Below are 26,446 nucleotides of genomic sequence, written 5' to 3'. Positions count from 1 at the left end.
CGCTGATCGAGATCAGCGGTTTTTTTATTTTATGATTTAGCTCCCATATCGGAAACGATGTTCATTGCTTCCTGTAAGTATGGATCTTTTTTAAGGTTTTTGATCCACATTTCAGATTTTTTCTTGAAAGCTTCGTCTTTTTTCTCTCTTTCAATTTCACCCGGATACATCATAAACTTCAGCCCGTTTTCAAATTTGGTTAATGCTTTGAATTTCTCGATCTGAGCTTTTCTCTGTTTCATCAGTTCATTGAATTTATTGACGTTAAGCGTTATATTTTCTTCTTTATCCAGTTTTTCTCTCCATTGGGCAGATTCAAGCAGTAGCTGATAGTTGCTGTTTTTAGCCATTCTGTCTGCGCTTGCTTTTTCAAGGGCCTGGATATTGAAATAGTTCAGTTTCTGGAAATTAGTCCCAGGAATTTTATCCCAGGCTAAGGCATAATCATCATATCTCTCTCCTACTTCAGCGTAGGTAAAGAAGTCTTTCATCTGAATGTCAGAAACAATTCCTTTTCTCTGGGTAGATTCTCCTGTGATTCTGTAGAATTTCTGAATCGTCAGCTTTAAAGATCCGAAATCGTCTTCGGTATTTAAGAATCTGTTCAGATCTACAAATGTCTGCACGGTTCCTTTTCCGAAAGACTGTGGAGAACCGATAATCATGGCTCTTCCATAATCCTGCATTACACCGGCCAGAATCTCTGAAGCTGAAGCTGAAAGTTCGTTCTGCATAATTACCAGCGGGCCTGTCCAGATCGGGGTTTCATTTTTGTTCTTTAAAGTCTGGATCTTTCCGTTTCCGTCTTTCACCTGTACATAAGGGCCTGCATCCATGAAAAGTCCCATGATATCACCTACTTCAGTTAACGATCCTCCTCCGTTATTTCTAAGGTCAAGAACGATTCCTTCAATATTTTGTCCTTTAAGCTTAATGATTTCGTTTTTGATGTCATCAGAAGCATTTCTTCCTTTAGAATCCTCAAAATCAGCATTAAAGCTCGGAAGGTTGATGAATCCGTATTTTTTCCCGTTTGGAGAGTTCACTACAATACTTCTTGCGAATGTGTCTTCAATAGCTACTTCTTCACGGATCATGGTTACGTCTTTGATAGTTCCGTCTTTTTTCTGAACTGTAAGGGTTACCGGTGTTCCTTTTTCTCCTCTGATGAGTCTTACGGCTTCATCTGAAAGCATTCCCACTACGTTTACAGCATCTTCTTTCGGTTTAGATTTTACTTTTAGAATCTTGTCGCCTTCTGAAAGCTGCTTAGATTTCCACGCAGGTGCACCAATCGTTAAAGCTCCCAGGAAAAGATTTCCTTTTTTCTCCTGGATAAGGGCCCCGATGCCTATTACTTTTCCGGTAAACTGGGTATCAAAATCTTCTTTGTCTTTTGGAGAATAGTAGTTGGTATGCGGATCGAATACTTCGGTATATGCATTCATATACACGGTAAACCAATCCATTTTCTTTCTCTTCTTGAATCTTGTGAAGGTATCTTTTACAAGGTCTTTTACCTCGTCTGTTGCTTTTTTGATTTTCTGGTCCTGGCTAAGCGGCTGATATTTAATGGTATCTTTCAGCTTATATTTCTGAACAGAGTCTTTTTTCTCTTTCTGAGCTTCTTCTTTGCTGTTCATAGATTCAACTTCCTGAAGAATATTGTATTTAATATACTTTCTCCATTCGTTATACTGTTCCTGCTTGTTTGCCGGTACTTTTTTAAGCTTAGGCTCGAGAGTTAATGTTTCATCTTCCTGAAGGTTGATGGGCTTGCTGAAGATATCCTGAGTGATCTTGTCTATTTCATCTACTCTCTGGTACAGCCTGTCGATGGTAAGTTTATAGAATGTGAGATCGCCCTGGCTGATATAGTCGTCAAGCTTTGTTTCATGCTTGCTGAATTCATCCATATCAGATTGCAGAAAATATCTTTTTGCAGGGTCTACCAACTCGAAATAATGTTTATAAACGTCCTTGGAATAGGCATCATTGATGGGTTTCGGGCTGTAATGTAAATAAGAGAGTGTATTCTTTACGCTCACCATAATCGTCTGCATCTTTTCATCGTCATTTTTTGGCGAGTTGAAACAAAACATTAGACTTGTTAATGGAATCAGGAGTAAAAATTTATTCAGTTTGAAATTTTTCCACATAAACGGTCTTTATTTATTAATTTTTAAAAATGTACTATAATTAGTAGCAGCAATTAATTCGCTGTTACAAACTATCAAATTTAATACCTTATTTATAATTATCGGACAGTTTTGAGTTTTTTTGTTAAAAGAAATACAATGGAATAGTGATTCATTTTTGTAAATAGCGTCTACACATGGAATAATGATGCAAAAAATATCGTTATTTCACAATTAGACAAGAAACTCACTCGCGTATTCTTTTTCTTTGTGAAGTTTTATCAAATTGACCAGACTTTCTCTGCAGATCCCCAATTCCTGAGCTAGCGAAGATACATTGCCTCGCTGCCCACTTAAATATACTGCCTGAACCTTAAACACTAAGCTTTAATTTTTTTCTGATCTTTTCATATTCTTAAAAATAAAGAGTATAAGAATTTTACCGCAACAAAGGGAGCAACCCCAAATTAAGGGATTAAAGTTGTTATTAAGTCTCCTGAATTGTTTACTGATATTTTATATCTGCTTCCATTTGGTGAGTGTAAAATAAGACCTTTTGTTGAAGATGAAATCTCAATATCTTTATTAGATGTATTTCCTTTATCCACAACAGTTTGTAAACTATCCTGTGTATTTGAAATATCTGTTAGTCCAATGGTTCCATCAGGTTTGGATACTAATATTTTTGTAAAAGATGAGTCTGCTTTTAATTCTTTAGGAAATATGAGTAAACCATCAGTATTTGTTGCATATACCCCATACCCAAATCCACTTCCTGAATTATTGTCTCCTGTCATTAAGACAACGTTACCTGCAGAAGCTGTTATTTGTCCCCATTCATAAACTCCATTGGTTCTGTTGGCAAAAAATTGAATACCGGAAGAGTCAAAATCTGATTGAGATAAATAATTAGAATTTTGTAAAGTAGCATGGCTTCCATTATTCATAACATTTTGCAAATTAGACAGTTGAGTAACATCTACATAAATTGAACCACTCCATCTATATAACTTATTCGTATCTAAAGCCATATATAATTTTCCTTGCTCACCTGTAATTGGAAAAGTTGCTAAATTTGTAAATTCCAATATATCATCAACATAACCTGGAAGCTGGGAAGCAGGAACTTTTCCGTCTACCAGATCCGCCTTTTGTGAAAAATCATAATTGACCTGTTCTAAGGGTAATTTTTCTTCTTTATGCCAATAGGAATCTTGCCAATCCCAAAAATTTTCTTGTATGGGTTTGTCTCCGTTTTCAAATAATTGTTTTAATTCGTCTTTTGATTTCATTTTCGTAAATTTGTTTAATTGTATGCTGCAGGCTTGATTATCACTTCTCACCTTCAGCAGTTTGTTTAGATTTTTGAAAAGTTTATTTTTAGTATACTCCTTTCGAAGATTTAGCTTTATTTTTTAAGATGGTGTCTTATCTAATGGATATCCACTCTACTTTTTAATATCATTTTGCATTTTCTGTTTTTTTTTCTAGGGCAAATATCCATTAAGAAAACGACAGAACTCGTCGTGTTAAAAAGAGAAATTATTTTTTTAGAAAGGTTTTTTAAAAAAGATAAAATTACAATATGAACAATTGACATTGTATATTTGTAAAAATTAAAATATTTTATGGAAAGACCACTTATTCTGGTAACTAATGACGATGGAATCACCGCACCTGGTATCAGAAACCTTATACAATTCATGAACGAAATAGGAGAAGTTATAGTTGTTGCACCCAACTCTCCTCAAAGTGGAAAAGGCCACGCTATTACAATCAATTCCACATTAAGCTACGAAGAAGTAACTCTTGACGGTCCGCAAACTGACTTTTCATGCAGCGGCACCCCTGTAGACTGTGTGAAAATGGCTCTTGACAAGATTCTTACAAGAAGACCGGACATTGTAGTTTCGGGGATTAATCATGGGGCTAATTCTTCAATTAACGTGATTTATTCAGGGACTATGTCGGCAGCTGTAGAAGCAGGTGTGGAAGGAATTCCTGCCATCGGATTTTCTCTTCTTGATTTCAGCTGGGAAGCCGATTTTACCCAGGCAAAACAACATATACAGAATATTGTAAGAAGAACTCTTGAAAACCCAATGCCAAAAGGAATCGTATTGAATGTTAATATTCCTAAGCTAACCACAGGAGAAATCAAAGGCGTAAAAGTATGCAAACAGGCCAACGCAAAATGGGAAGAAAGCTTTGATGAAAGAGTAAATCCCCACGGAAAAAAATATTACTGGCTGACCGGGTATTTCAACAATATGGATGATTCTGAAGATGCTGATGAAACGGCTCTCGCTAACGGATATATTTCAATTGTCCCTGTAAAATTCGATCTTACAGCTTATGAATATATGAAAACGCTTGAAGAAGTAATGAATTTCGACTGATGTACGAAAAGCTAGACAATCCTGTTTACCATTCACTTAATGAATATCATGAAAAGTTCTGCTTTAATTTTGGGGACACGAAATTCTATAACCCTGAAGTAGCTTCTTTCGGTGGTGCAGCTATAGTTTCAAAAGAAAAAGACATCACTGATTATGCAGAAATCTGTAATGATTTTCTGATTTTCGGGGCTAAACCTGATCCGGGAAATCTAAAAACTGATCTGTCATTACTTGTATGTGATCAGTATATTCTGGAAAATCCAGTTCAAATGGATCTTACAGAAGAAATTATTGAACTGAAAGACGAAAATCAGGATGAGCTTCTGGAATTTGTTATGAAGTTCTATCCTCACTATTTTAAACCCAGGACTCCGGAATTGGGGCGCTATTTCGGGATTTTTAAGGACAGAAAATTAGTGGCTGTCACAGGTGAAAGAATGCAGATGAATGATATGACGGAAGTAAGTGCCGTAATTACAGATACGAACCATCTGGGAAAAGGCCTGGCTAAACAGCTGGTAACTTTTGTTTCAGGAAAGATCTTTGAAGACGGAAAAACTCCTTTTCTGCATGTTGCGGAAAGTAATACGGGAGCTAAAGTATTGTATGAAAAGCTGGGCTTTATGCACAGAGGAAAAATAAACTTATGGGGCATGAAAAGATAATTTTGCGCCTTTTTCTTATCTTAATAGACCCGGTATTTAACCCCTGATTTGCCTACATATTTTCAGAAAATTCCTTCTCCCAGCTTCTTTCTTCCAGCCTAATCCATATTCAGGTTAAAAAACTTATAAAACCCTTTCTTTTCCATTTTTCCTTAAAACTTTTCCCTAAATTTATTCTTATTAATTTTCCAGATTATGAGAATAGAATATGATATAAAGCTCGGGTTCAAAGATGTAATGTTCCGCCCCAAACGTTCTACATTAAAATCCCGTTCGGAAGTTGACCTTGAAAGGGAATTCACTTTCAGGCACACCAAAAAGAAATGGAGAGGCGTTCCCCTGATCGCTGCCAATATGGATACCGTAGGAACTTTTGAAATGGCAGTAGAATTGGCGAAAGATAAAATTATTACAGCCATTCACAAGCATTACACCCCTGAAGAATGGAGCCAGTTTCTGGACAGTCAGCCTGAAAGCATCTATCAGTATATCGCATTAAGTACAGGTACAGGAAAGGCTGATGAGGAAAAACTCCGCCTGATCCTCGAAAAGCACCCAAAAATTGAATTTCTCTGCATAGATGTAGCCAACGGTTATTCAGAACATTTTGTTGGATTTGTGAAGAAAGCAAGGGCTAATTTTCCTGATAAGATCATTATGGCAGGAAATGTGGTAACCGGAGAAATGGTGGAAGAGCTCCTTTTGGTAGGTGCAGACATCATCAAAGTAGGCATAGGGCCAGGTTCGGTGTGTACAACCAGAGTAAAAACCGGTGTCGGTTATCCTCAGCTTTCAGCTATTATTGAATGTTCTGATGCTGCACATGGTTTAGGCGGACATATTATTGCTGACGGAGGCTGTAAAGTTCCGGGTGATGTGGCCAAAGCTTTCGGAGGAGGTGCAGATTTTGTTATGCTGGGCGGGATGTTCGCAGGACATGATGAAAGCGGTGGTGAAATTATTGAAGAAAACGGCAAAAAGTTTCGTTTATTTTATGGCATGAGTTCTAAAACTGCGATGGATAAACATTCCGGAGGTGTGGCAGAATACCGTGCTTCGGAAGGAAAAACAGTGAAAGCTGCTTATAAAGGCCCTGTTTCGGAGACGGTAAAGGATATTTTGGGTGGTGTACGTTCCACATGTACTTATGTAGGGGCTTCAAAGCTTAAGGAGCTTTCAAAAAGGACTACTTTTATCAGGGTTCAGGAGCAGGAAAACCAGATATTTAAAGATTAATGGATGTATTGGAAGATAAGTTCTCTCTGATTTTGCAGATCGAGCAGATTTTTTGATTCTTATATAAATAAAAACCGGCTGTACAAATGATGTGCAGCCGGTTTTTAAGTGTAAACAGATTTATTTTTAAGTCAGCATTCCGCCGTCTACGTTCAGGGTTTGTCCTGTAATGTAAGAGGACATTTCACTTCCTAAGAATATACAGGCATTGGCAACATCGCTTGTCTGTCCTGCTCTTTTCATAGGGATTCTTTCTCTCCATGCCTGAAGCGTTTTTTCATCCAGATCCGCTGTCATTTCAGTTTCTGTGAATCCCGGAGCAATTGCATTACATCTGATATTTCTTGATCCTAATTCCAATGCAATAGATTTAGTAAACCCGATTACTCCGGCTTTAGAAGCTGCATAGTTGGACTGTCCTGCGTTTCCGCTGATTCCAACTACAGAAGTCATATTGACAATAGATCCTGATTTAGCTTTCATCATCGGCTTGATTACCGCTTTTGTAAGGTTAAATACAGAATCCAGATTGATTCTCATTACCTGATCCCAGTCTTCCCTGGACATTCTCAACAGCAGGTTGTCTCTGGTAATTCCTGCATTGTTGATCAGAATATCAATTTTTCCGAACTCTTCCATTACATCATCAATTAGCTTCTGGGCTGCATCATAATCTGATGCGTCAGACTGATATCCTTTGATCTGGGTTACAGAACTTAAAGCTGCTTCCAATTCCTTAGCTTTTTCTACAGAGCCGGCATAGGTAAATGCTACTTTTGCACCCTGTTGAGCGTACATTTCAGCAATTTTCTTCCCGATTCCTCTTGTAGCTCCGGTAATTAGTGCTACTTTTCCTTCTAATAGTTTCATCATATCTCTTGATAATTATATTCGTGGTAAATATTTGCGTCTTTAAAAACGGCAATTTAGCATATTTAATTTTATACAAATTAATTAGTGCGCAAAGATATTATAATTTGTTATTCAATGCATTTCAAATCATCAAATTAGTGAAAATTTTTCTCTGTTTTTTATCATATCCTAAAAACGCTTGCCCAGATTTTTAAATTTTGTGAAATAAGAATTCATATCTTCTTCAATAACACTTGAATCATAAACCGTTCACCATGCTTCAGAATAAGCATAGAACTTTATTTATCTTTTTTTGATAAAAGTATTTTGGAATGCTGATTGGCCTGGGTGCGAAAACTAAATTCCCAAATGAATTCAAAGAGAATTATTTACGATAAGAACAATCTCTCCTTTTAAAGTTTTACTTTTGGAAAATTCAATTAATTCATTGATCGTTCCTCTTTTGGTTTCTTCAAATTTTTTGGAAATTTCACGGCTCAGACTTGCTTTGGTCTCTTCACCAAAGAATTCTTTAATCTGCTCCAGCGTTGTATTGATCTTATGCGGGCTTTCATATAAAACAATGGTTTTCTTCTCTTCTGCCAACTGTTTCAGTTTTGTCTGCCTTCCTTTTTTCTGAGGCAGGAATCCGGCAAATAAGAATTCATTATTCGGAAGCCCGGACACTACAAGTGCGGGAATTAAGGCTGTTGCTCCGGGAAGGCAAATCATTTCAATATCATTATCTGATCCTGCTTTTGCCAAAAGATAACCCGGATCTGAAATTCCGGGAGTTCCTGCATCGGTAATAATAGCGATATTCTGGCCGCTTTTAAGGTCGGCAATCACTTTTTCCGTAGCCTGGTGTTCGTTATGGAGATGGTAGGATTTCAAAGGTTTTGAGATTTCAAAATGCTTTAAAAGTATCCCTGAAGTTCTTGTATCTTCACATAAAATATAATCAACTTCCTTAAGGACCTTTACTGCCCTGAAAGTCATATCTTCTAAGTTCCCGACCGGTGTGGGAACAAAATATAAGATTCCGCTCAAAATTATAAGAATTTATTTTCTACCAATACCCAGAGTCTCTGGGCATATTCATCTACTTTATTCCACTTCCTTTCATAATAAAGATCGCTGAGATATTCTTTTGCTTCTTCCAGATTTCTGAATCCGTTCAGACGGGTTACTGTTTCATTCAGATCCGACTGGCTTCCGTCAAAGAGCATTTTTGAAAAAGCAATCCTGTCATTCAGGTCCAGCCTGAACTCAGGTTTTACCTTATCCGCTTCCATGAAATTGGTCGGAATATTTGTTTTCAGAATGCTTCCCTGCTCTTCTTTCACTTCAGGAACTGGTTTTTCCTGAGGAGTTTCCCTTTCCAGGGGATCATCATCGAAAAGGGTTTGCACAGCTTTTAATCCCTTGATGTTGGCCAGTTTTATTTTTTTCTCTCGCTGGTAAGCATCCAGATCCTCAAAACTTTCATCAGAAGCAGGTTTTTCTTTTTCAGTTTCCGGAAGGGGCTTGTCTATTTCAACAATTTTTCTTCTGTCATATACTTCTGCAAGGATCGTTTCCTGCTTTTCTTCTGCAGGAGGATCATTTTTTATTTCGTTAAGAATACTTTCCACATTGGAAGTTTCCGTAAGCATTTCTCCCTGTTCTATGGTAACATTAGATACTACGAACTGTTCTTCATTTTCCTCAATCAGTATTTCATCTTCCAGCATTTCGTTATCAAAGATGCTTGGAATTCTTTCTGCCTGCTCTCCGTTTTTATCTGTAACTGACGTATAATTTGTTTCTTCCTGAAGGTCATCAGAAGTAATTGTTTCATGTGAAACGTTCCCTTCATCTTCGTCAATTTCATTGAGTTGATTATTAAAAACAGCCTCTTCTTCTGTAATTTCATTAATGAATAAATCTTCATTCAGATCTTCATCATTATCCGGCTCGGCTCCGGCAAGGATTCTTTCTTCGTCAACAAAACTGAAGACTTTTTCCTGGGTATTGAATGTTTCATTTTCATCAATTTCGTTCAGCTGATTGTTGAAAACAGCTTCTTCTTCCGTAACTTCGTTGTGAGAAGCTTTTTCCCGAAGCATTTCAGAAGAATCATTGCTGTAATTTTCTTCTGCAAAACTGATTATATTTTCATGGAATTCATTTTCTACGATCTCATCAAGCTGATGATTAAATTTTTCCTCTTCATCCTGTGATGCAACTGAATAGTTTTCACCTTCGTTTTCATCAATCTCATTAAATTCATTATTGAAAATTGCCTCCTCTTCCGTCACTTCATTGTGGGATTCATGCCCATCATCCTGGCTTGAAGAAACATACTGATTATCTGAATTCTGTTGTGAATCCGTAATAAAATAGTCAATATTTTTTTCCAGAAGCCTCAAAAATGAGATCCTGTTCGCAAGCTCATCTACAAGATCCTGCTTGGAAAGTAATTCGTCCACATTGTTTATTTTTTCCAAAATATCAATGATATTTTTGGATTCAAAAAAAATTTTTTCCTTTAAATCTTGGATGTTCTGCATAATAAGAATCTTATTAAAATTGCTTACTTTTGATCTTAAAAATATACGGCTAATTTAACAAATGTTTTTAGAAAATACAATTAATCATTCCAAACAAAGCGGTTGGATGGAAGTTATTTGTGGCTCTATGTTCTCGGGAAAAACCGAAGAGCTGATCCGGAGATTACGCAGAGCAGAAATGGCAGGACAGAACGTGGAAATTTTTAAACCGAGACTGGATACACGATATTCTGAAGAAGATGTTGTTTCCCATAATCAGAACAAAATCCGCAGCACGGCAGTAGATAATCCCAATGAAATTCTTCTGCTTGCTTCCAATTGCGATGTAGTAGGGATAGATGAAGCACAGTTTTTTGATGAAAGCATTGTTGACATCGCCAACCAGCTTGCTAACAGCGGAATAAGAGTGGTTGTGGCAGGGCTTGATATGGATTTCCTGGGGCGTCCTTTCGGACCTATGCCCAACCTGATGGCCACCGCAGAGTATGTTACGAAAGTGCATGCCATTTGCAAGAGAACAGGAAATCTGGCCAATTATTCTATGAGAACTTCCCAGGGAAATAACCTGGTAGAGCTAGGCGAAACAGAAAGCTATGAAGCGGTGAGCCGCCGGGTTTTTATAGACGAAGTACTTTTAAAGAAGAAAAAATAATAAGATTTGTAAAACGTAAAAAGGCGGAACTGCAAAAGGATATTGTATAAAATCCGTTCCCGCTTTCGCTAAATAACCGTTTTATTCAGAAATAAAGAGAAGGAGGTATCAATGAACTATACAGTAAAACAAATTGCAGCAATCACCAACGCACAGATCATTGGGGATAAAGATTTAGTGATCAGAAATATAGCGTTTGACAGCAGGATTATTTATTCAACAAAAAATACGGCTTTTATTGCAATTAATACGCATAAAAACTCCGGGGAAAAATTTATTGAATCTGCTGTGGACCGCGGTATCGGTGTGATTATTTCTGAACATCAGTACCCGCAGTTTGAAAACATAACATGGATCATTGTTGAAAATTCGGTAGATTTTCTTCAGAAACTTGCCAAATATCATTTCGAAAACTCCCATCTGAAATCTATCGGAATTACCGGAAGCAACGGAAAAACCATTTTAAAGGAATGGCTTTACCAATGTCTTTGGAACGAATTCCCCACCGTTAAAAGCCCGAAGAGTTTCAATTCCCAGATCGGCCTTCCCCTTTCCCTTCTTCAGATTAACAGTTCTTACGAGCTTGGAATTTTTGAAGTGGGAATTTCAAAGCCTCACGAGATGGAAAAACTGGAAAATATATTCCATCCTCAGATCGGACTGCTTACTCATATCGGAACTGCCCACGCTGCCAATTTTAAATCTGAAGATGAATTGATCAGTGAAAAAATAAAGCTCTTCAAAGACTCTGAAGTTATTATTTACAATGGTGACAATTCATTGGTTAACAATAAAATAAAAGAATTATATTCAAGTAAGAAATTAATTTCTTACGGGCTTAAGCAGGATAACCAGGTTTTCATCAAAGAAGGTGCTTCCAAAGATGAAAAGATCACAGTAGTTTATTTTGATGAAGAATTTTCTTTCCCTGTTAATCAAAGAGATGAAGCCACATTAACGAATGCTCTGGCTTTGATCACAGTTTTAAAGGAACTGAATATTGATACTCAAAAGATCATTGAAAAAATTAATTCTCTGAAGGCCGTAGAAATGCGTCTTGAAGCTATTGAAGGAATTAAGAATAATATCGTAATCAATGATTCCTTTAACCTGGATCTGGATTCCCTGAAAACTGCCCTTCAATTCCTGAATGAATATAATAAGCCTGAAAAATCGTTGGTTTTAACAGATATTGTAGGTGTAAATTCAAATTCCAAAGCACTCTATGAGGAAGTTTCAGAACTGGTGAATGATCAGAATTTTGATTCTGTATTCCTGATCGGTGATGAAATATCAAAGTTTAGTGAACTATTTAAAGCTGAAACTTCTACTTTCGTCAACACCCAGGAACTCATTGAAAGTAAAAAGCTTACAGAAATTGAAAACCAGATCATCCTGCTTAAAGGAGCAAGAAAATTTGAGATTGAAAAACTTAAAGATATCCTTGAACTCAGAAAACACGATACCGTACTTGAAATCAATCTGAATGCCATCCTTCATAACATCAACTATCATAAATCACTGCTGAAACCGGGAACAAAAATGATGGCTATGGTAAAAGCCAATGCCTATGGACTAGGGAGTTATGAAATTTCTGAATTCCTGCAGCACCATCATATTGATTATCTGGGGGTTGCTTACGCTGATGAAGGGGTAGAACTACGTAAAAAAGGGATCACCACTCCTATTGTGGTTATGAATCCTGAACAGCACAGCTACGAAACCATTATTGAATATAACCTCGAACCGGAAATTTACAGTTTCAGGGTTTTGGAACTGTTCTATGAAGCCGTACAGAAATCCGGCTATGATAAAAAATACCCTATCCACATTAAACTGGAGACAGGGATGCACCGTCTTGGTTTTAAAGATTTTGAACTGGACCAGCTCAGTGAAACTTTAAATAGTAAAAATGTAAAGGTTCAGAGCTTATTCAGTCATTTATCTTCTTCTGATATGCCTGAAGAAAAGGAATTTACATTCAAACAGCTTGAAGTTTTTGAAAAAAATTCCTCTTATCTGATTGAAAAACTGGGCTACGCTCCTATCCGTCATATCCTGAATTCTTCCGGAATAACAAGTTATACAGCACATCAGTATGACATGGTAAGGATCGGGATTGGAATGATCGGAGAATCACCAAACAGTGAAATACAAAAACAGCTTCAGTCAGTCGTAAGTTTTAAAACCGTAATTTCACAGATATCAACAGTAGACACCGGAGAATCTGTTGGCTACAGCAGAAAATACAAACCGGATCATGCAGCAAAGATCGCTACCATTCCTGTAGGATATGCAGACGGAATCCCGAGACTGATAGGAAACCAGGTTGGAAATGTGGGCATTAACAAAATACTGGCTCCCATTGTTGGAAATATCTGTATGGATATGATGATGATTAATGTAGACCAGATACCCAATGTAAAAGAAGGTGATACTGTTACCGTATTTAATGCAAAACCAAGTTTAAAAGAATTCGCAGGCTACTGCAAAACAATAACCTATGAAGTGTTAACCTCCATTTCGCCCCGGGTGAAACGGATTTATATAAAAGACTAGTTATGAGAAAACTCCTGATCCTTCTCTTCGTATTCCAGCTTATGATGATCCATTCCCAAGTGAAAAAGGATCTCGTCATACCGAAAAATCCGAGAATCGGCCTTTCACTTGCCGGTGGCGGTGCCAAAGGTTTTTCACATGTGGGAGTGCTGAAAGTTCTGGATTCATTGGGAGTGAAAGTCGATTATATCTCCGGAACCAGCATGGGAGCTATTGTCGGAGGATTGTATGCTTCAGGCTATTCCGGAAAAGAAATAGAGAAGATTGTAATGGATACCGATTTCTATTCTCTGATTATGGATCCCAAATCCAGACAGGAATCTTCTTTCTTTAATAAATCTGTAGATAAATATCTTTTATCCATCCCTTTAAAAAATGGGAAAATCTCCCTTCCCTCTTCTATCAGTTCAGGGCAGAGAAATGTTTATCTCCTGAAAGAACTTTTCAAAAACGTTTCCAATATTGACGATTTTTCCAAACTGCCGATTCCATTCATGTGTGTAGCCACCAATCTTGAAAGCGGTAATATGGAAATTTTTGAGAAAGGAGATCTTGTACAGTCTATTATGGCCAGTTCTGCCTTCCCTTCTCTTATGGATCCTGTAAAAATTGGCGACAGCATTTACATAGACGGAGCCATGACGGTCAATTATCCTTCAAAGCCGTTAAAGGACAAAGGTATCGATATCGTGATAGGTGTGGATCTTAACCAGGATTTGTCGAAAAGAGAAGATTTAAGTAATATCATATCAATTCTGAACCAGGTAATTGATTTCGGAATTAAGAGAGATACCAGAAAACAGTACAAATACACAGATATTAATATCAAACCCAATCTAAAAGGGATGACCGCAACAAGCTATGATGAGAAGAAAAAAATTCTGGACAGTGGCTATGCGGAAGGAAAAAAATATACAGCCATATTGGACCAGCTTCCAAAACGGCCTTTTGACCGCCTCAGGGAGCGCGTAAATCCCATATATTCCAATGTGTATAAGATTGACAGTATTTCATTGGATGGAGGCCGTATTTACGGTAAAAACTACGTCTTAGGAAAAATGGGACTCCGTTTGCCTTCAATGCAGACTTATGGCTCTATCAATAAGAAAATAGATAAACTGGTTGCCACCAATAATTACCGATTTATTAATTATGATATCATTCCTGAAAATAATGCCAATTACCTTAAGCTTTACGTCACCGAAGATGAAGCCCGGCACTTTTTAAAAGTAGGATTGCATTATGATGAAGTTTTCAAGACAGGACTTCTTCTGAATTATTCAGGAAAACGTCTTTTATTCAAAAATTCAAATCTGTCTCTGGATGTAGTGGTAGGTGACAAGCCCAGATATTACCTGAATTATTTCATTGATAACGGTTATATTCCGGGATTTGGTATTTATTCTTCCGGAATGAGCTTTGATCTTAAAAATGTAGATAATAATATTGTAGATAAATGGGAATGGTTCCGTAATGAGGCCTTTATACAGTCTATATGGAAGGATAAATTCGCTATTGGCGGCGGAATCAGTCATGATTATTTCGGTGCAGAAATAAACGGAGAGCATGAAAGATATATGCGTTTCCTAAATCCTTATGTATTTCTGAAAAGTGATACGCAGAACGACAAAGATTTTCCTTCAAGAGGTATTTATATCAATGCCGAAGGGAAAGTAGTAGATCTACTGAAATCTGAGGTTGAAAAAAGAATCATACAGGTAAAAGCTGATATCAGGATTAATGTTCCCATTTCAAAGCAGTTTTCCTACCGCCTTAATCTTTATGGCGGTATTACAATTGGTGATGATCTTCCGGAATTTTACCAATACAGGCTGGGAGGAATTTTCGAACAGAATATGATCAACTTCAAAAGCTTCGGAGGCTTCTATTTTGCACAGTTAAACACCGATAATGTGATTCTTGTTTCCAATGATCTCCAGTTTAAATTCAATAAAAACTATTTCCTGAGCGGTAATTTCAGCTTTGCCAATCTTTCGGATGATATTAATTTCGAAGATGCAGTTAAAGTAAACTTTAGCTCCGTAGGACTTACAGCAGGATATAAATCTCCATTCGGGCAGATCAAAATCAACTTTAGCCATTCACTTAAAAACAATCAAAAAGGCATATTCAGTGTTATTTTAGGGCACTGGTTTTAATACAATGATACAATTCTTTTACGAAAACTTACAGGAATCTGTGAATACAGATTATCAAAAATGGCTGGAAGATATTATTCTTTCAGAAGGAAAAAAAACGGGTGAAATCAATTATATTTTCTGTGATGACGAATATCTGCTAAAGATCAACCAGGATTATTTGCAGCATGATTATTATACAGATATCATCACTTTCGATTATGTAAAAGGTAAAACAATAAGCGGAGAGATTTTCGTATCTTTGCAGCGAATTTCAGACAACGCTTCTACCCTATCCAGAGATTATGAGGAAGAACTAAAAAGAGTCCTTGCTCATGGCATCCTTCACCTCGCGGGATACAAGGATAAGACGGAAGAAGAAGAGAAAGAGATGCGGAGAATGGAAGATTTATATCTGGCTAAATTTAAGGAATTAAATCCTTGATAAATTGAAGAATCACTTAAAGAGTAATCCGTAAAGCATTCAATTTTAGCTACAATAAAGGCTCATCTGGAGCGCATTCTCTAAAAATGTTTCACGTGAAACATTTATAGAAAAGATTAAAATTAAAGGCTTTAAATAAGCAAAATAAAAATGATTTCAGATATATATGACGTAATTGTAGTAGGTGCCGGACATGCAGGTTGTGAAGCTGCAGCTGCAGCCGCGAACCTCGGTTCAAAGACACTGCTTGTTACAATGAATATGCAGACCATCGGACAGATGAGCTGCAACCCGGCAATGGGAGGAATCGCAAAAGGACAGATCGTAAGAGAAATTGATGCTATGGGAGGATACTCCGGAATTGTAGCAGATAAATCCGCGATCCAGTTCAAAATGCTGAATCTTTCCAAAGGTCCCGCCATGTGGTCTCCAAGAACCCAAAACGACAGAATGCTTTTTGCAGAAGAATGGAGACTGGCACTGGAAAATACTCCAAATCTTGATTTTTTTCAGGATATGGTGAAACAGCTTATTGTAGAAAATAATAAGGTAACCGGAGTTATTACTTCTTTAGGAATTGAAATAAAAGGGAAATCCGTAGTTCTTACCAATGGTACATTTCTGAATGGATTAATTCATGTTGGAGACAAACAATTAGGCGGAGGAAGAATGGGTGAACCAAGAGCATTCGGAATTACAGAACAGCTTGTAAGTTTAGGTTTCGAAGCAGGAAGAATGAAGACAGGAACCCCTCCCCGCGTAGATGGAAGAAGTCTCGATTACTCCAAAATGGAAGAACAGAAAGGAGACGAAAATCCCCAAAAGTTCAGTTATACGGATACTCCGAAACTTACAAAACAATTAAGCTGTCATATTGTATATACCAACGAAACAGTTCATGATATTTTACGTGAAGGTTTCGACAGGAGTCCTATGTTCAACGGAACAATCCAGAGCTTGGGCCCGAGATATTGTCCAAGTATAGAAGATAAGATCAATCGTTTTGCAGAAAGAACAAGACATCAGCTTTTCGTAGAACCGGAAGGATGGAAAACTGTGGAAATATACGTTAACGGCTTCAGTTCTTCGCTTCCTGAAGATGTACAGATTAAAGCTATGAAGCAAATTCCCGGCTTTGAAAATGTAAAGGTATTCCGTCCAGGTTATGCTATTGAGTATGATTACTTCCCTCCTACCCAATTAAAGCATACTTTAGAAACAAAATTGATCGATAACTTATATTTTGCAGGCCAGATTAACGGTACCACAGGATATGAAGAAGCAGCAGGACAAGGTTTAATTGCCGGTATCAATGCTCATAATAAAGTACACGAAAAAGGAGATTTTATACTGAACAGAGATGAAGCTTATATCGGCGTACTGATCGATGATCTGATTACAAAAGGAACAGAAGAGCCTTACAGAATGTTCACCTCACGTGCAGAATACAGGCTTTTATTAAGACAGGACAATGCTGATATCAGGCTTACAAGAAAAGCATTCGATTTAGGGCTTGCGAAAGAAGAAAGATTAAGAAAAGTTGAAACCAAAGTATCTAAAAGTCAGGAACTTGAAGAGTTTTTAAGAGAAACTTCTTTAAAACCCGGCATGATTAATCCTATTCTTGAAAAATCAGAAAGCAATCCTGTAGATCAGGCTTATAAAGCTGCGCAATTCCTTACCAGACCTAATATCACATTAGAAAAACTGGATGAAATTGATTCCATTAAAGAATTTTCGTCGCAATATAATGATGAAATAAGAGAACAGGCAGAAATCAACATTAAATACAAAGGCTATATTGAAAAGGAAAAAGAAAATGTAGCTAAACTTAACCGTCTGGAAAACATTAAAATTCCGGATGATTTCGACTATAAAAGCCTTTCCAGCCTTTCTGCAGAAGCAAAACAGAAAATGTCTAATGTAAGACCAAAAACTATTGCACAGGCAGGCAGGATCAGTGGTGTTTCTCCAGCCGATATCAATGTTTTACTGGTCTATTTAGGGCGTTAAAATAAAAAATGTTTCACGTGAAACATATATAAATTAAAGCAAAAATTAAGGTGTTTCTAAGCATTAAATAAACTGTTGAAATACCTTAATTTTAATTATCAAGATACAATTTCATGAAAATAAAGGATCATTTTCTTTCGCAGGAAATATTTGAAATTAAAGAAACGGAAACACAGGGAGTTTTCAAAACCTCCCCTATTCCATCTAACATTTCCAGATATTATGAAAGTGAAGATTACATTTCCCACCACCAGGATTCCGGAAGCTTAAAAGAAAAACTTTATAAGTTCCTGCAGTCTTTTAATCTGAAATACAAAAAAAATATTCTTGCAGACAGGATTAAAAAAGGATCAAAAGTTCTGGATTACGGATGCGGCGCCGGAGAATTTGTAAAATATATAGAAAATGATTTTGAAACTTTTGGATTTGAACCTGATGCAGATGCCAGGAAAGCTGCACTGAATAAAATATCAAAAGCAACTGTACTTGATAATATACAGGCTATACCTGACAACAGTTTAGATGGCATTACATTATGGCACGTATTTGAACATATAGAAAATCAGGATGAAATGCTGGAAATATTTCACACGAAATTAAAAGATAAAGGTCTTCTCATTATTGCTGTTCCCAACCCTACTTCCTATGATGCAAAACATTACAAGGAATATTGGGCTGCTTATGATGTGCCGAGACATATTTATCATTTCTCCAAAAACGGCATGGAAAATTTAATTTCCAAGAAGCCGGATTGGAAAATGAGAAAAATCAAACCTTTGGTACTTGACTCCTTTTACATCTCAATGTTAAGCGAAAAATATAAAAAATCACCCCTATTTTGGCTAAAAGCGGTCATCCATGGAACGATTTCTAACGTAAAAGCACTTTTTTCCAACGAATTTTCAAGTTTGATATACATTATCGAAAAAAGATAGAAAATCGATTTTTGGCACATTTCTGAAGGTCAATTTTCGTCCATTTCAACCTAAAAAATAAAAACCCGGAGAATTTTCCGGGTTTTACTTTTCTTAATTTAAAATAGCAAGAAAAAAATTCTCCTTCCCTACTCTTTCCAAAAAAAGTAATTAGAGCATTCAATCTTAGTTATTTTTTTTATAATCACAAATGGTACAGATTTCACAGATGCTTATGTCAATTTCATAACGATAGACTTTTTTAGTCTTGCAAATTCTTAAACATACCATCTGTATAATCTTTGGTTAAATAATTTCTATCTTTTATAACAATAATTTTTAAAATTCATTAAAATGTCAAATTCAAAAATCACATCTTTAAATTTGAGTTTTAATAGAATCTCGCTTCCCTAACACAACTTAATAGAAACTACAGATATCCACATTCTTTTAACAAAATCTAAAACTCAGTACTGAATTTTAAAAATCTATAAATTTCATTCAAAATTTAAAATAACTGAAAAATAAAAAGACCGCCAGTAATGACGGTCTCCTATATATAAAAATTTAAAATCTATTTGTTGATCGCAGCAACTCCGGGAAGTTCCAAACCTTCAAGGCTTTCAAGCATCGCACCTCCTCCTGTAGAAACATAACTCACTTTGTCATCATAACCAAACTGCTTCACAAAAGCAACACTGTCCCCTCCTCCTACTAAAGAGAAAGCTCCCAGTTTCGTTGCTTCAGAAATACTGTCTCCTAAAGCAACTGTTCCTGCTGCAAAGTTGGACATTTCAAAAACACCGATTGGTCCGTTCCAAAGTATTGTTCTGGAATTTAAAAGTACATCATTGAACTGATCCCTTGATTTGGGGCCGGCATCAAGTCCCATCCATCCTTCAGGAATAGCGTAAATATCTGCTTCTTTTCTTTCTGCATCATTGTTGAAAGCTTCAGCAATAATAGTATCTGAAGGAAGATATACTTTTACATTATTCTCTTTCGCTTTTCCAAGAATTTCAAGAGCCAATGGAAGTTTATCCTCTTCTACCAGAGAGTTTCCTATTTTTCCGCCTAAGGCTTTAATGAAAGTGAATGCCATACCGCCTCCGATGATCAGATTGTCAATTGCAGGAAGTATATTTTCTATAATGGTAATTTTAGTTGAAACTTTCGAACCACCAAGTATCGCAGTTACAGGCTTTTCTCCTTTTCTTAAAACTTTATCGATCGCCTGAAGCTCTTTAGCCATCAATAAACCGAAAAATTTAGTTGATTCGAAATATTGAGCAATAACAGCTGTAGAAGCATGTGCCCTGTGTGCTGTACCGAAAGCATCATTTACATAAGCATCGCCAAGTTTGGCAAGCTGCTGTGCAAATCCTTCATCTCCTTTTTCTTCTTCATTATGAAAACGCAGGTTCTCCAACAGTAAGATCTCTCCCGGCTGAAGCTCAGAAGCCACCTTTTCAGCCTTTTCCCCGATACATTCATCCACAAACTTAACTTCTTTTCCAAGAACAGCAGATACCTCATTTACGATGTGCTTAAGAGAAAATTCATCTTTCACCTCTCCTTTCGGCCTTCCAAGGTGTGTCATTAAGATCACAGCACCTCCATCATTAAGAATTTTTTCAACCGTAGGTTTTACAGTTACAATTCTTGTATTGTCAGTCACCTTAAGCTGATCGTCCTGCGGAACATTAAAATCCACTCTTACCAGAGCCTTCTTGTCTTTAAAATTGAAATCATTGATTGTTTTCATAAGTATCTTTGAATTTTCGTTTCACAAATGTAAGCTTTTAAACATTTTGAACGGAACCATTAAAACAAAAGTTTTGGAAAACTTTCCCCATCCCCATTCACCCATTAATCAACAATTTTTTTTCTCTTAAAAAAAAGAAATAATGTAGTTGTTGTTGAGTATTGTTAGTTTCGGGGATAAGTTTTAACTGAATAATAGGTAACAAATAATTTTTATTCAATTCATATTTAATTCACATTATAATATCTTGAAAACCTGTCTATTCATAGACTTATTCACAAATGTGAATAACTTCCCTTAAAAACCATTATTAGTTATTTTATTATGGAAAAACTTCGGATTAAGTGGAGAAAACATTTTTGAAATTGTGATTAAAATTTTCAAATAAATTTCCCATTACGAAATAAATTCATCTCTAAAAACAGAAAGTTGAAAAAACTTTTCCACAGTTATTCACATTGCTTTTCACAATTTACTCCCGAACAATTCACTCACCTTGTTATTATTCTTACCTTTGTCATGAAATAAAATCTAAAAAGACCTAATAAGAGTATTATGAAAAGAAAAATAGCTATTGCTGCAGACCATGCAGGCTATGAATACAAGGAGATTGTTAAAAACTATCTTTCGGAAAAGTTTGATGTTCAGGATTTTGGCACGTTTTCCACAGACAGTGTGGATTATCCGGACTTTGTTCATCCTGCAGCAACATCTGTAGAAAACGGAGAGAACGAACTGGGGATTTTAATCTGCGGAAGTGGAAACGGAGTTCAGATTACAGCCAACAAACATCAGAAAATAAGATGCGCACTTTGCTGGATGCCGGAGATTGCTGTACTGGCAAGACAGCATAATGATGCCAATATGATCTCTATGCCGGCAAGATTCATTTCTAAAGAATTAGCTGTAGAAATTGCTGAAAAATTCCTTTCCACAGATTTTGAAGGTGGAAGACACCAGAACAGAGTAGATAAAATAGCTGTCTGCTAAATATATAAAGGCCTGTAAATCAAATTACAGGCCTTATTTATTTTTTATTTTGTACATTTGCAGCAGTTAATAGAAATTACCAGTCTATTATTTCCATACCGGACCTGAAATATTTAAAAGATATTTAATCAAAGGTTTTTCTCCCCTCTTCTCCATATTTGTAGTAATTTTATACAAACTAAAGTTTCCATTATAAGTAAATTGGAAGGAAAATTGATTGTGTTGATTTAATAAAAAAAAATGTAAAGACTGAATGAAGATAAAAGTATCTGCTGTATTATTTTTTGTAATAAGTTGTTTCCATGCCCAGGAAATAACGGATAAAGATGCTTTTAAGAAATGCGGAAAGGAAAACAGTAAAAAGATATGTCTCTCTGATAAGGATGCAGATGGCACTTTGTTTTACTTGGATCAGTGTCCCGAAACTGCTGGTTCTGCCGAAAATAATGGGTGTCCATGGCCTGACAAAGACGGTGATGGCGTTAGAGATAAAGATGATCTTTGCCCCGATTTGATAGGAGAAATAGAAAACAATGGCTGTCCCTGGTATGATTATGACGGAGATGGTGTATTGGATAAAGATGATGCCTGTCCTGCAGATTTTGGTTATGCTTCAGATGATCCTTATAAAAATGGCTGCATGAAAGAGGATTGTAAAAAATTATATGAAGAAGCACAGATCATACTAAAGAAATTTCAGGAAGAATCGAAGTTTGCAGACTACGATAAACTACAGGATAAAATTATTAACGACATTAATTTAAAATTACTCAAAGAAGATAATGTTGTTATTTTTTTCAAAAATCAAATGGTTACTTGTGGAACAACAACAGGAAAGAATTATTATTGTCCTTCTTATTATGATCGTGAAACTCCGGTTTATTCCACAGAAGATTTTTGGAATGATAAAGCAGTCACGAAAATATATGATGCACTGCCAAAAAATATAATTTTTGGAATAAATAGGGAAGGTGAAGGAAGCGGTTTACAATATGAGAAAGATCTTATTTTGAATGAAGTTAGTAAACCTGTAAAGATTTTGGATAAAAATAAGATCGAAAAAGAAGCAGTATTATATCCAAAGCTTAAGAACAGTCAAATAAAAATTAATAAATACAATAGTCTGTTTATCAAAATTTTAAAGAATGATTTTGAAAATAAAATTAAGGTAATGGTATTGTATACAAATGCTGATAATAAATACGGCGAAAAGTATATAATAATATATCAATACGTTAATAACCAATGGACAACTATTGAAACAAAAAAAGAAAATTAAAATGCCAAGAAAAAAAGGTAAATATATAAGTCATAAAAACGAGCAGAAACTCATGGATATCGGAAGACATATCCTGCGTTTTATGAATGCCGATTCGTCAAAAATCTATAATTATAAGCAGATTGCAGACGGAATAGATTATAAAAATCCAAGACAGAGAGAGCAGGTAATCCAGGCTCTCCATAAACTTCAGGGATCTGAAAAGATCAAAGAAGTGGAAAAAGGTAAATACATTGTAAACCTTAAAATTGCAGGAACTTTAACAGGAATCATTGATTTCAACCAGTCCGGTAATGCCTACGTTAGTGTGGAAGGAGTGGAAGACGATATCTTTATTCATTCCAAAAACGTGAAGGATGCATTACAGGGCGATAAAGTTCTGATTATAACCTATCATTTCAAAGGAAAGAAACTGGAAGGATCCGTACTTGAAGTTCTTGAGAGAAACAGAACCGAGTTTGTAGGAACATTCCAGCTGGTTACCCACAAAGATTTTGGGTTTGTAGTTTGTGATAAAAAAACGATCAATACAGATATTTTTATCCCGAAAACGAAATTCGGAGGTGCTGAAAACGGTGATAAAGTCATTGTAAAAATGACAGAATGGAGACCGGGTGATAAAAACCCTGAAGGAGAAATCATCCAGGTATTGGGTGCTCCGGGTGAGCATGAAACAGAAATTCACTCTATCCTTGCCGAATACGGACTTCCTTATGAATTTCCACAGGAAGTTGAGCTTGATGCAGATAAAATAGACAGAAGGATCACAGATGAAGAAGCTGCAAAACGTTGGGATATGCGTGATATCTGTACTTTCACCATTGACCCTAAAGATGCAAAAGATTTTGATGATGCCCTTTCCATCCGAAAACTGGAAAACGGAAACTGGGAGATCGGAGTTCACATTGCAGACGTTTCCCATTACGTTGTTCCCGGAACAATTCTGGATGATGAAGCTTACAAAAGAGCAACTTCCGTATATCTTGTAGACCGTGTGGTTCCAATGCTTCCCGAAGTTTTGAGTAACGATGTATGCTCACTTCGCCCTAATGAAGATAAATATACTTTCTCCGCAGTTTTCCAGCTGAATGATAAAGCAGAAATTCAGAAACAATGGTTCGGAAGAACAGTAATACATTCAGACAGAAGATTTACCTATGAAGAAGCTCAGGAACGTATAGAAACGGGACAGGGAGATCTTGCAGAAGAAATCAATACACTAGATAAACTGGCTAAAATCATGCGTGACCAGCGTGTGAAAAACGGGGCCATTACATTTGACAGAAGTGAAGTAAGATTCAACCTGGATGAAAATAATGAACCGGTGGGAGTTTACTTTAAAATAAGCAAAGATTCCAATCACCTGATCGAAGAATTCATGCTTCTGGCTAATAAGAAGGTGTCCGAGTTTGTATCATTAACAAACAAAGGCGGTGTAACAAACAATACCTTCATCTACAGAGTCCATGATGATCCGGATCCGGCAAAACTGGAAGCTTTGAGAGATTTTGTATCCACTTTCGGGTATAAAATGAACCTTGACAATACCAAAAAAGTAGCAGAATCCCTGAATAATCTACTTCATGACGTTAAAGGAAAAGGCGAAGAAAACATGATTGAAACACTGGCTATGCGAAGTATGAGTAAAGCAGTATATTCTACAGAACCTATCGGCCATTACGGTCTTGGTTTTGAGTATTACAGCCACTTCACCTCTCCTATCAGACGTTATCCTGACCTTCTTGCCCACCGTCTTTTACAGCATTATCTTGACGGAGGAAAATCTCCGAGCAAGCAGGAACTTGAAGAAAAAGCAAAACACTGCAGTTCTATGGAAAGACTTGCTGCCGATGCAGAAAGAGATTCCATCAAGTTTATGCAGGTTAAATTTATGGAAAAACATCTTGGAGAAATATTCAGAGGAGTTATTTCAGGGGTTGCAGAATTTGGATTCTGGGTTGAAATACCGGAAAACGGTGCAGAAGGCCTCATCAAATTAAGAGACCTTGTGGATGATTCCTATTCATACGATGGCAAGACCCATGCCGTTTACGGCAACAGAACCGGTAAAAAATACCAGCTGGGTGATGAAGTGATGATCAAAGTGGTAAAAGCAAACCTTATTCAAAAACAGTTGGACTTTAAGATTGTTGATTAATTAAATCATAAAGTCTAACTTTGTATAAATGGGATGAATTTTTTCATTTAAAATACTATTGAATGTTTGAACTTGTACTTTCTGCCATTGTCTTAGGATTTATGCTGAGCCTGGTTTTTATAGGACCTATTTTTTTCCTTTTAATTGAAACCAGCTTCTCCAGAGGGCCAAGACATGCTCTGGCATTGGATCTCGGAGTAATTACAGCAGATTTGTTATGCATTGTTGCTGCCTATTATGCAAGTGCGGACATTGTTACTTTAATAGATAAACATCCCGGATTTTACAGGATCACCTCTATTCTTATTTTTGTATACGGGATCGTTATGATGGTCACCAAGACCAAAATGCACATGCCCGGCGAAGAAAGAATCATTGGACAGAACTATTTTAAAACGTTCTTCAATGGTTTTTTCTTTAATCTTTTAAATGTAGGGGTTATTCTTTTCTGGCTGGTTACGGTAATTTCCGTAAGAAACCAGTATCCTGATACCAGCAGTTTCATCTTATACATAAGCATCGTTATCGGTACCTATTTATGTATTGATCTGGCTAAAATATTCCTTGCCAAACAATTTCACGATAAACTTACCCAGAAGCTTGCCAACCAGATCAGAAGAGTTGTTGGCGGGATTCTGATTGTTTTCAGTTTCTTTATATTCCTGCAGAGCTTTAAAAAATTCAATCAGTTCGATAAACGCCTGGAAGAAGCTGAGAAAAAAGAAATCAAGTATCAAAAAACAAAATGAAAAAAATAATATTTCCAAAACCCTTTAAAAAAGGAGCTAAAATAGCCGTTATTTCCCCTGCCGGAGCTGTAGATACCACTCAGCTTGAAAAAGGGATAGAAATGATTAAAAACAGAGGATTTGAACCTGTTCTTGGTCAACATCTTTACACTAAATTTTCAAACGGCTATAACTATGCCGGCACTGAAGAAGAAAGGCTGAAAGATATCAACTGGGCCTTAAACGATAATGAAATCTCTGCAGTCTGGGCTTCCAGAGGCGGGTACGGATGCCAGCACCTGATCCAAAGGCTGAAGCTGAAAAACTTTACCGAAAACCCGAAATGGTATATAGGTTATTCAGATAATACCGTTATCCAAAGTTATTTACTGAACAAAGGATTTGCATCTATTCACGGGCAGACCATCAAAACATCCAGCTTTGGAGTTACTGATGAAAGCTACGATCTGATCTTTGATATTTTAAAAGGAAAAAGCCCTAAATATGCTCTTAAATCTCACGGATTTAATAAGCAGGGAAATATTGAAGGAGAATTGGTTGGAGGTAATTTAGCCCTGATTTATGCTCTTTTGGGAACCAAATACTCTTTTGATTTCAGAGATAAGATTTTATTTATCGAAGATATCGGTGAAAATTTCTATGCTTTAGACAGAATGATCATGAGTCTGGAATTAGCCGGGGTTTTCAATAAAATAAAAGGCCTTATCGTTGGTGGAATGACCAATATGGGTGATGAAAAAGAAAACAAAAGCTATGAAGAAAGCTTCGATGAATTTGCCTACAAGCTGATTTCAGACAGAATTTCAAAATATAAATTTCCTGCTGTTTTCGGATTTCCGAACGGACATATCAAAGACAACAGACCATTGATTATTGGTGGAAACGTGAAATTACAGGTTAGTACTAAGGTTAAGATTGAATTTTAAATGAAGGATTTTTTTA

19 protein-coding genes and 1 pseudogene are annotated in these 26,446 nt (G+C 36.4%); 14 read left to right on the top strand and 6 right to left on the bottom strand.

From position 1 onward, the window contains the following. Positions 1–29 precede the first annotated feature (29 nt). Together HNP36_RS11715 and HNP36_RS11710 are read right to left on the bottom strand one after the other, a co-directional pair. Complete coding sequence (locus HNP36_RS11715; RefSeq protein ID WP_184163464.1) at positions 30–2,159, bottom strand: carboxy terminal-processing peptidase; 2,130 nt, start codon at positions 2,157–2,159, stop codon at positions 30–32. A 446-nt stretch (positions 2,160–2,605) separates the two neighbouring features. Next, complete coding sequence (locus HNP36_RS11710) at positions 2,606–3,430, bottom strand: hypothetical protein (RefSeq protein ID WP_184163461.1); 825 nt, start codon at positions 3,428–3,430, stop codon at positions 2,606–2,608. A 336-nt stretch (positions 3,431–3,766) separates the two neighbouring features. On the opposite strand from HNP36_RS11710, the gene surE reads away from it, so the two are divergent. The 3 genes from surE to HNP36_RS11695 all read left to right on the top strand — a co-directional run bounded on the left by surE (position 3,767) and on the right by HNP36_RS11695 (position 6,438). Next, complete coding sequence (gene surE / locus HNP36_RS11705) at positions 3,767–4,537, top strand: 5'/3'-nucleotidase SurE (protein ID WP_184163458.1); 771 nt, start codon at positions 3,767–3,769, stop codon at positions 4,535–4,537. Then, complete coding sequence (locus HNP36_RS11700; RefSeq protein WP_184163454.1) at positions 4,537–5,202, top strand: GNAT family N-acetyltransferase; 666 nt, start codon at positions 4,537–4,539, stop codon at positions 5,200–5,202. Before surE ends, HNP36_RS11700 begins: the two co-directional genes overlap by 1 nt. Positions 5,203–5,397: 195 nt before the next feature. After that, positions 5,398–6,438, top strand: coding sequence for a GMP reductase (locus HNP36_RS11695; protein WP_184163450.1), 1,041 nt, complete (start codon positions 5,398–5,400; stop codon positions 6,436–6,438). Positions 6,439–6,564: 126 nt separating this feature from the next. On the opposite strand, the gene fabG is transcribed toward HNP36_RS11695, so the two are convergent. The 3 genes from fabG to HNP36_RS11680 form a co-directional block, all read right to left on the bottom strand. Then, positions 6,565–7,308, bottom strand: a complete 744-nt coding sequence (fabG, locus tag HNP36_RS11690) for a 3-oxoacyl-[acyl-carrier-protein] reductase (protein ID WP_184165193.1) — start codon at positions 7,306–7,308, stop codon at positions 6,565–6,567. Positions 7,309–7,665: 357 nt separating this feature from the next. Then, positions 7,666–8,340: a 16S rRNA (cytidine(1402)-2'-O)-methyltransferase gene (gene rsmI, locus HNP36_RS11685; RefSeq protein ID WP_184163447.1), complete on the bottom strand. Its 675-nt coding sequence runs from the start codon at positions 8,338–8,340 to the stop codon at positions 7,666–7,668. A gap of 2 nt (positions 8,341–8,342) precedes the next feature. After that, positions 8,343–9,779 carry a hypothetical protein gene (locus HNP36_RS11680; RefSeq protein WP_228456352.1) on the bottom strand — a complete coding sequence of 479 codons (1,437 nt, stop codon included), beginning with the start codon at positions 9,777–9,779 and terminating at the stop codon, positions 8,343–8,345. 124 nt (positions 9,780–9,903) lie between these two features. Between HNP36_RS11680 and HNP36_RS11675 the strand changes: the two genes are divergently transcribed. The 6 genes from HNP36_RS11675 (at position 9,904) to HNP36_RS11650 (ending at position 18,584) form a co-directional block, all read left to right on the top strand. After that, entirely contained in the window at positions 9,904–10,494 is a 591-nt protein-coding gene (locus tag HNP36_RS11675; protein WP_184163441.1) for a thymidine kinase, read from the top strand. Positions 10,495–10,605: 111 nt separating this feature from the next. Next, complete coding sequence (locus HNP36_RS11670) at positions 10,606–13,053, top strand: bifunctional UDP-N-acetylmuramoyl-tripeptide:D-alanyl-D-alanine ligase/alanine racemase (protein ID WP_184163438.1); 2,448 nt, start codon at positions 10,606–10,608, stop codon at positions 13,051–13,053. Positions 13,054–13,055: 2 nt separating this feature from the next. Beyond that, on the top strand, positions 13,056–15,212 hold the full coding sequence (locus HNP36_RS11665) for a patatin-like phospholipase family protein (RefSeq protein WP_184163435.1): 2,157 nt from the start codon (positions 13,056–13,058) through the stop codon (positions 15,210–15,212). Between the two features lie 4 nt (positions 15,213–15,216). Beyond that, complete coding sequence (gene ybeY / locus HNP36_RS11660; RefSeq protein WP_184163432.1) at positions 15,217–15,636, top strand: rRNA maturation RNase YbeY; 420 nt, start codon at positions 15,217–15,219, stop codon at positions 15,634–15,636. Positions 15,637–15,786: 150 nt separating this feature from the next. Beyond that, positions 15,787–17,649: a tRNA uridine-5-carboxymethylaminomethyl(34) synthesis enzyme MnmG gene (gene mnmG, locus HNP36_RS11655; RefSeq protein WP_184163429.1), complete on the top strand. Its 1,863-nt coding sequence runs from the start codon at positions 15,787–15,789 to the stop codon at positions 17,647–17,649. 113 nt (positions 17,650–17,762) lie between these two features. Next, positions 17,763–18,584, top strand: a complete 822-nt coding sequence (locus tag HNP36_RS11650; RefSeq protein WP_184163426.1) for a class I SAM-dependent methyltransferase — start codon at positions 17,763–17,765, stop codon at positions 18,582–18,584. Positions 18,585–19,137: 553 nt separating this feature from the next. On the opposite strand, the gene HNP36_RS11645 is transcribed toward HNP36_RS11650, so the two are convergent. Further along, entirely contained in the window at positions 19,138–20,328 is a 1,191-nt protein-coding gene (locus HNP36_RS11645; RefSeq protein ID WP_184163423.1) for a phosphoglycerate kinase, read from the bottom strand. A 555-nt stretch (positions 20,329–20,883) separates the two neighbouring features. Between HNP36_RS11645 and rpiB the strand changes: the two genes are divergently transcribed. The 5 genes and pseudogenes from rpiB to HNP36_RS11620 all read left to right on the top strand — a co-directional run bounded on the left by rpiB (position 20,884) and on the right by HNP36_RS11620 (position 26,430). Further along, the gene (rpiB, locus tag HNP36_RS11640) at positions 20,884–21,318 is read left to right on the top strand and encodes a ribose 5-phosphate isomerase B (RefSeq protein ID WP_184163420.1); all 435 of its coding nucleotides are present in this window, start codon (positions 20,884–20,886) and stop codon (positions 21,316–21,318) included. Between the two features lie 376 nt (positions 21,319–21,694). Next, positions 21,695–21,964 (top strand): annotated as a pseudogene (locus tag HNP36_RS11635) (thrombospondin type 3 repeat-containing protein); the annotation flags it as partial. Positions 21,965–22,598: 634 nt separating this feature from the next. Next, the gene (gene rnr / locus HNP36_RS11630; protein ID WP_184163417.1) at positions 22,599–24,755 is read left to right on the top strand and encodes a ribonuclease R; all 2,157 of its coding nucleotides are present in this window, start codon (positions 22,599–22,601) and stop codon (positions 24,753–24,755) included. Positions 24,756–24,817: 62 nt separating this feature from the next. Continuing rightward, positions 24,818–25,504: a LysE family translocator gene (locus HNP36_RS11625; protein ID WP_184163414.1), complete on the top strand. Its 687-nt coding sequence runs from the start codon at positions 24,818–24,820 to the stop codon at positions 25,502–25,504. Further along, positions 25,501–26,430: an LD-carboxypeptidase gene (locus HNP36_RS11620; protein ID WP_184163411.1), complete on the top strand. Its 930-nt coding sequence runs from the start codon at positions 25,501–25,503 to the stop codon at positions 26,428–26,430. Before HNP36_RS11625 ends, HNP36_RS11620 begins: the two co-directional genes overlap by 4 nt. The last annotated feature ends 16 nt before the right edge of the window (positions 26,431–26,446 follow it).

The organism is Chryseobacterium shigense, from assembly GCF_014207845.1.
In the GTDB taxonomy this organism is placed as follows: domain Bacteria; phylum Bacteroidota; class Bacteroidia; order Flavobacteriales; family Weeksellaceae; genus Chryseobacterium; species Chryseobacterium shigense_A.
Note: the sequence above shows the minus strand (reverse complement) of the source record. Positions and strands in the feature narration are given on the sequence as shown.

Coding starts and splice junctions, on each gene's coding strand:
- HNP36_RS11715 (WP_184163464.1), bottom strand. CDS start 2,159: ATGTGGAAAAATTTCAAACTGAATAAATTTTTACTCCTGATTCCATTA.
- HNP36_RS11710 (WP_184163461.1), bottom strand. CDS start 3,430: ATGAAATCAAAAGACGAATTAAAACAATTATTTGAAAACGGAGACAAA.
- surE (WP_184163458.1), top strand. CDS start 3,767: ATGGAAAGACCACTTATTCTGGTAACTAATGACGATGGAATCACCGCA.
- HNP36_RS11700 (WP_184163454.1), top strand. CDS start 4,537: ATGTACGAAAAGCTAGACAATCCTGTTTACCATTCACTTAATGAATAT.
- HNP36_RS11695 (WP_184163450.1), top strand. CDS start 5,398: ATGAGAATAGAATATGATATAAAGCTCGGGTTCAAAGATGTAATGTTC.
- fabG (WP_184165193.1), bottom strand. CDS start 7,308: ATGAAACTATTAGAAGGAAAAGTAGCACTAATTACCGGAGCTACAAGA.
- HNP36_RS11675 (WP_184163441.1), top strand. CDS start 9,904: ATGTTTTTAGAAAATACAATTAATCATTCCAAACAAAGCGGTTGGATG.
- HNP36_RS11670 (WP_184163438.1), top strand. CDS start 10,606: ATGAACTATACAGTAAAACAAATTGCAGCAATCACCAACGCACAGATC.
- HNP36_RS11665 (WP_184163435.1), top strand. CDS start 13,056: ATGAGAAAACTCCTGATCCTTCTCTTCGTATTCCAGCTTATGATGATC.
- ybeY (WP_184163432.1), top strand. CDS start 15,217: ATGATACAATTCTTTTACGAAAACTTACAGGAATCTGTGAATACAGAT.
- mnmG (WP_184163429.1), top strand. CDS start 15,787: ATGATTTCAGATATATATGACGTAATTGTAGTAGGTGCCGGACATGCA.
- HNP36_RS11650 (WP_184163426.1), top strand. CDS start 17,763: ATGAAAATAAAGGATCATTTTCTTTCGCAGGAAATATTTGAAATTAAA.
- HNP36_RS11645 (WP_184163423.1), bottom strand. CDS start 20,328: ATGAAAACAATCAATGATTTCAATTTTAAAGACAAGAAGGCTCTGGTA.
- rpiB (WP_184163420.1), top strand. CDS start 20,884: ATGAAAAGAAAAATAGCTATTGCTGCAGACCATGCAGGCTATGAATAC.
- rnr (WP_184163417.1), top strand. CDS start 22,599: ATGCCAAGAAAAAAAGGTAAATATATAAGTCATAAAAACGAGCAGAAA.
- HNP36_RS11625 (WP_184163414.1), top strand. CDS start 24,818: ATGTTTGAACTTGTACTTTCTGCCATTGTCTTAGGATTTATGCTGAGC.
- HNP36_RS11620 (WP_184163411.1), top strand. CDS start 25,501: ATGAAAAAAATAATATTTCCAAAACCCTTTAAAAAAGGAGCTAAAATA.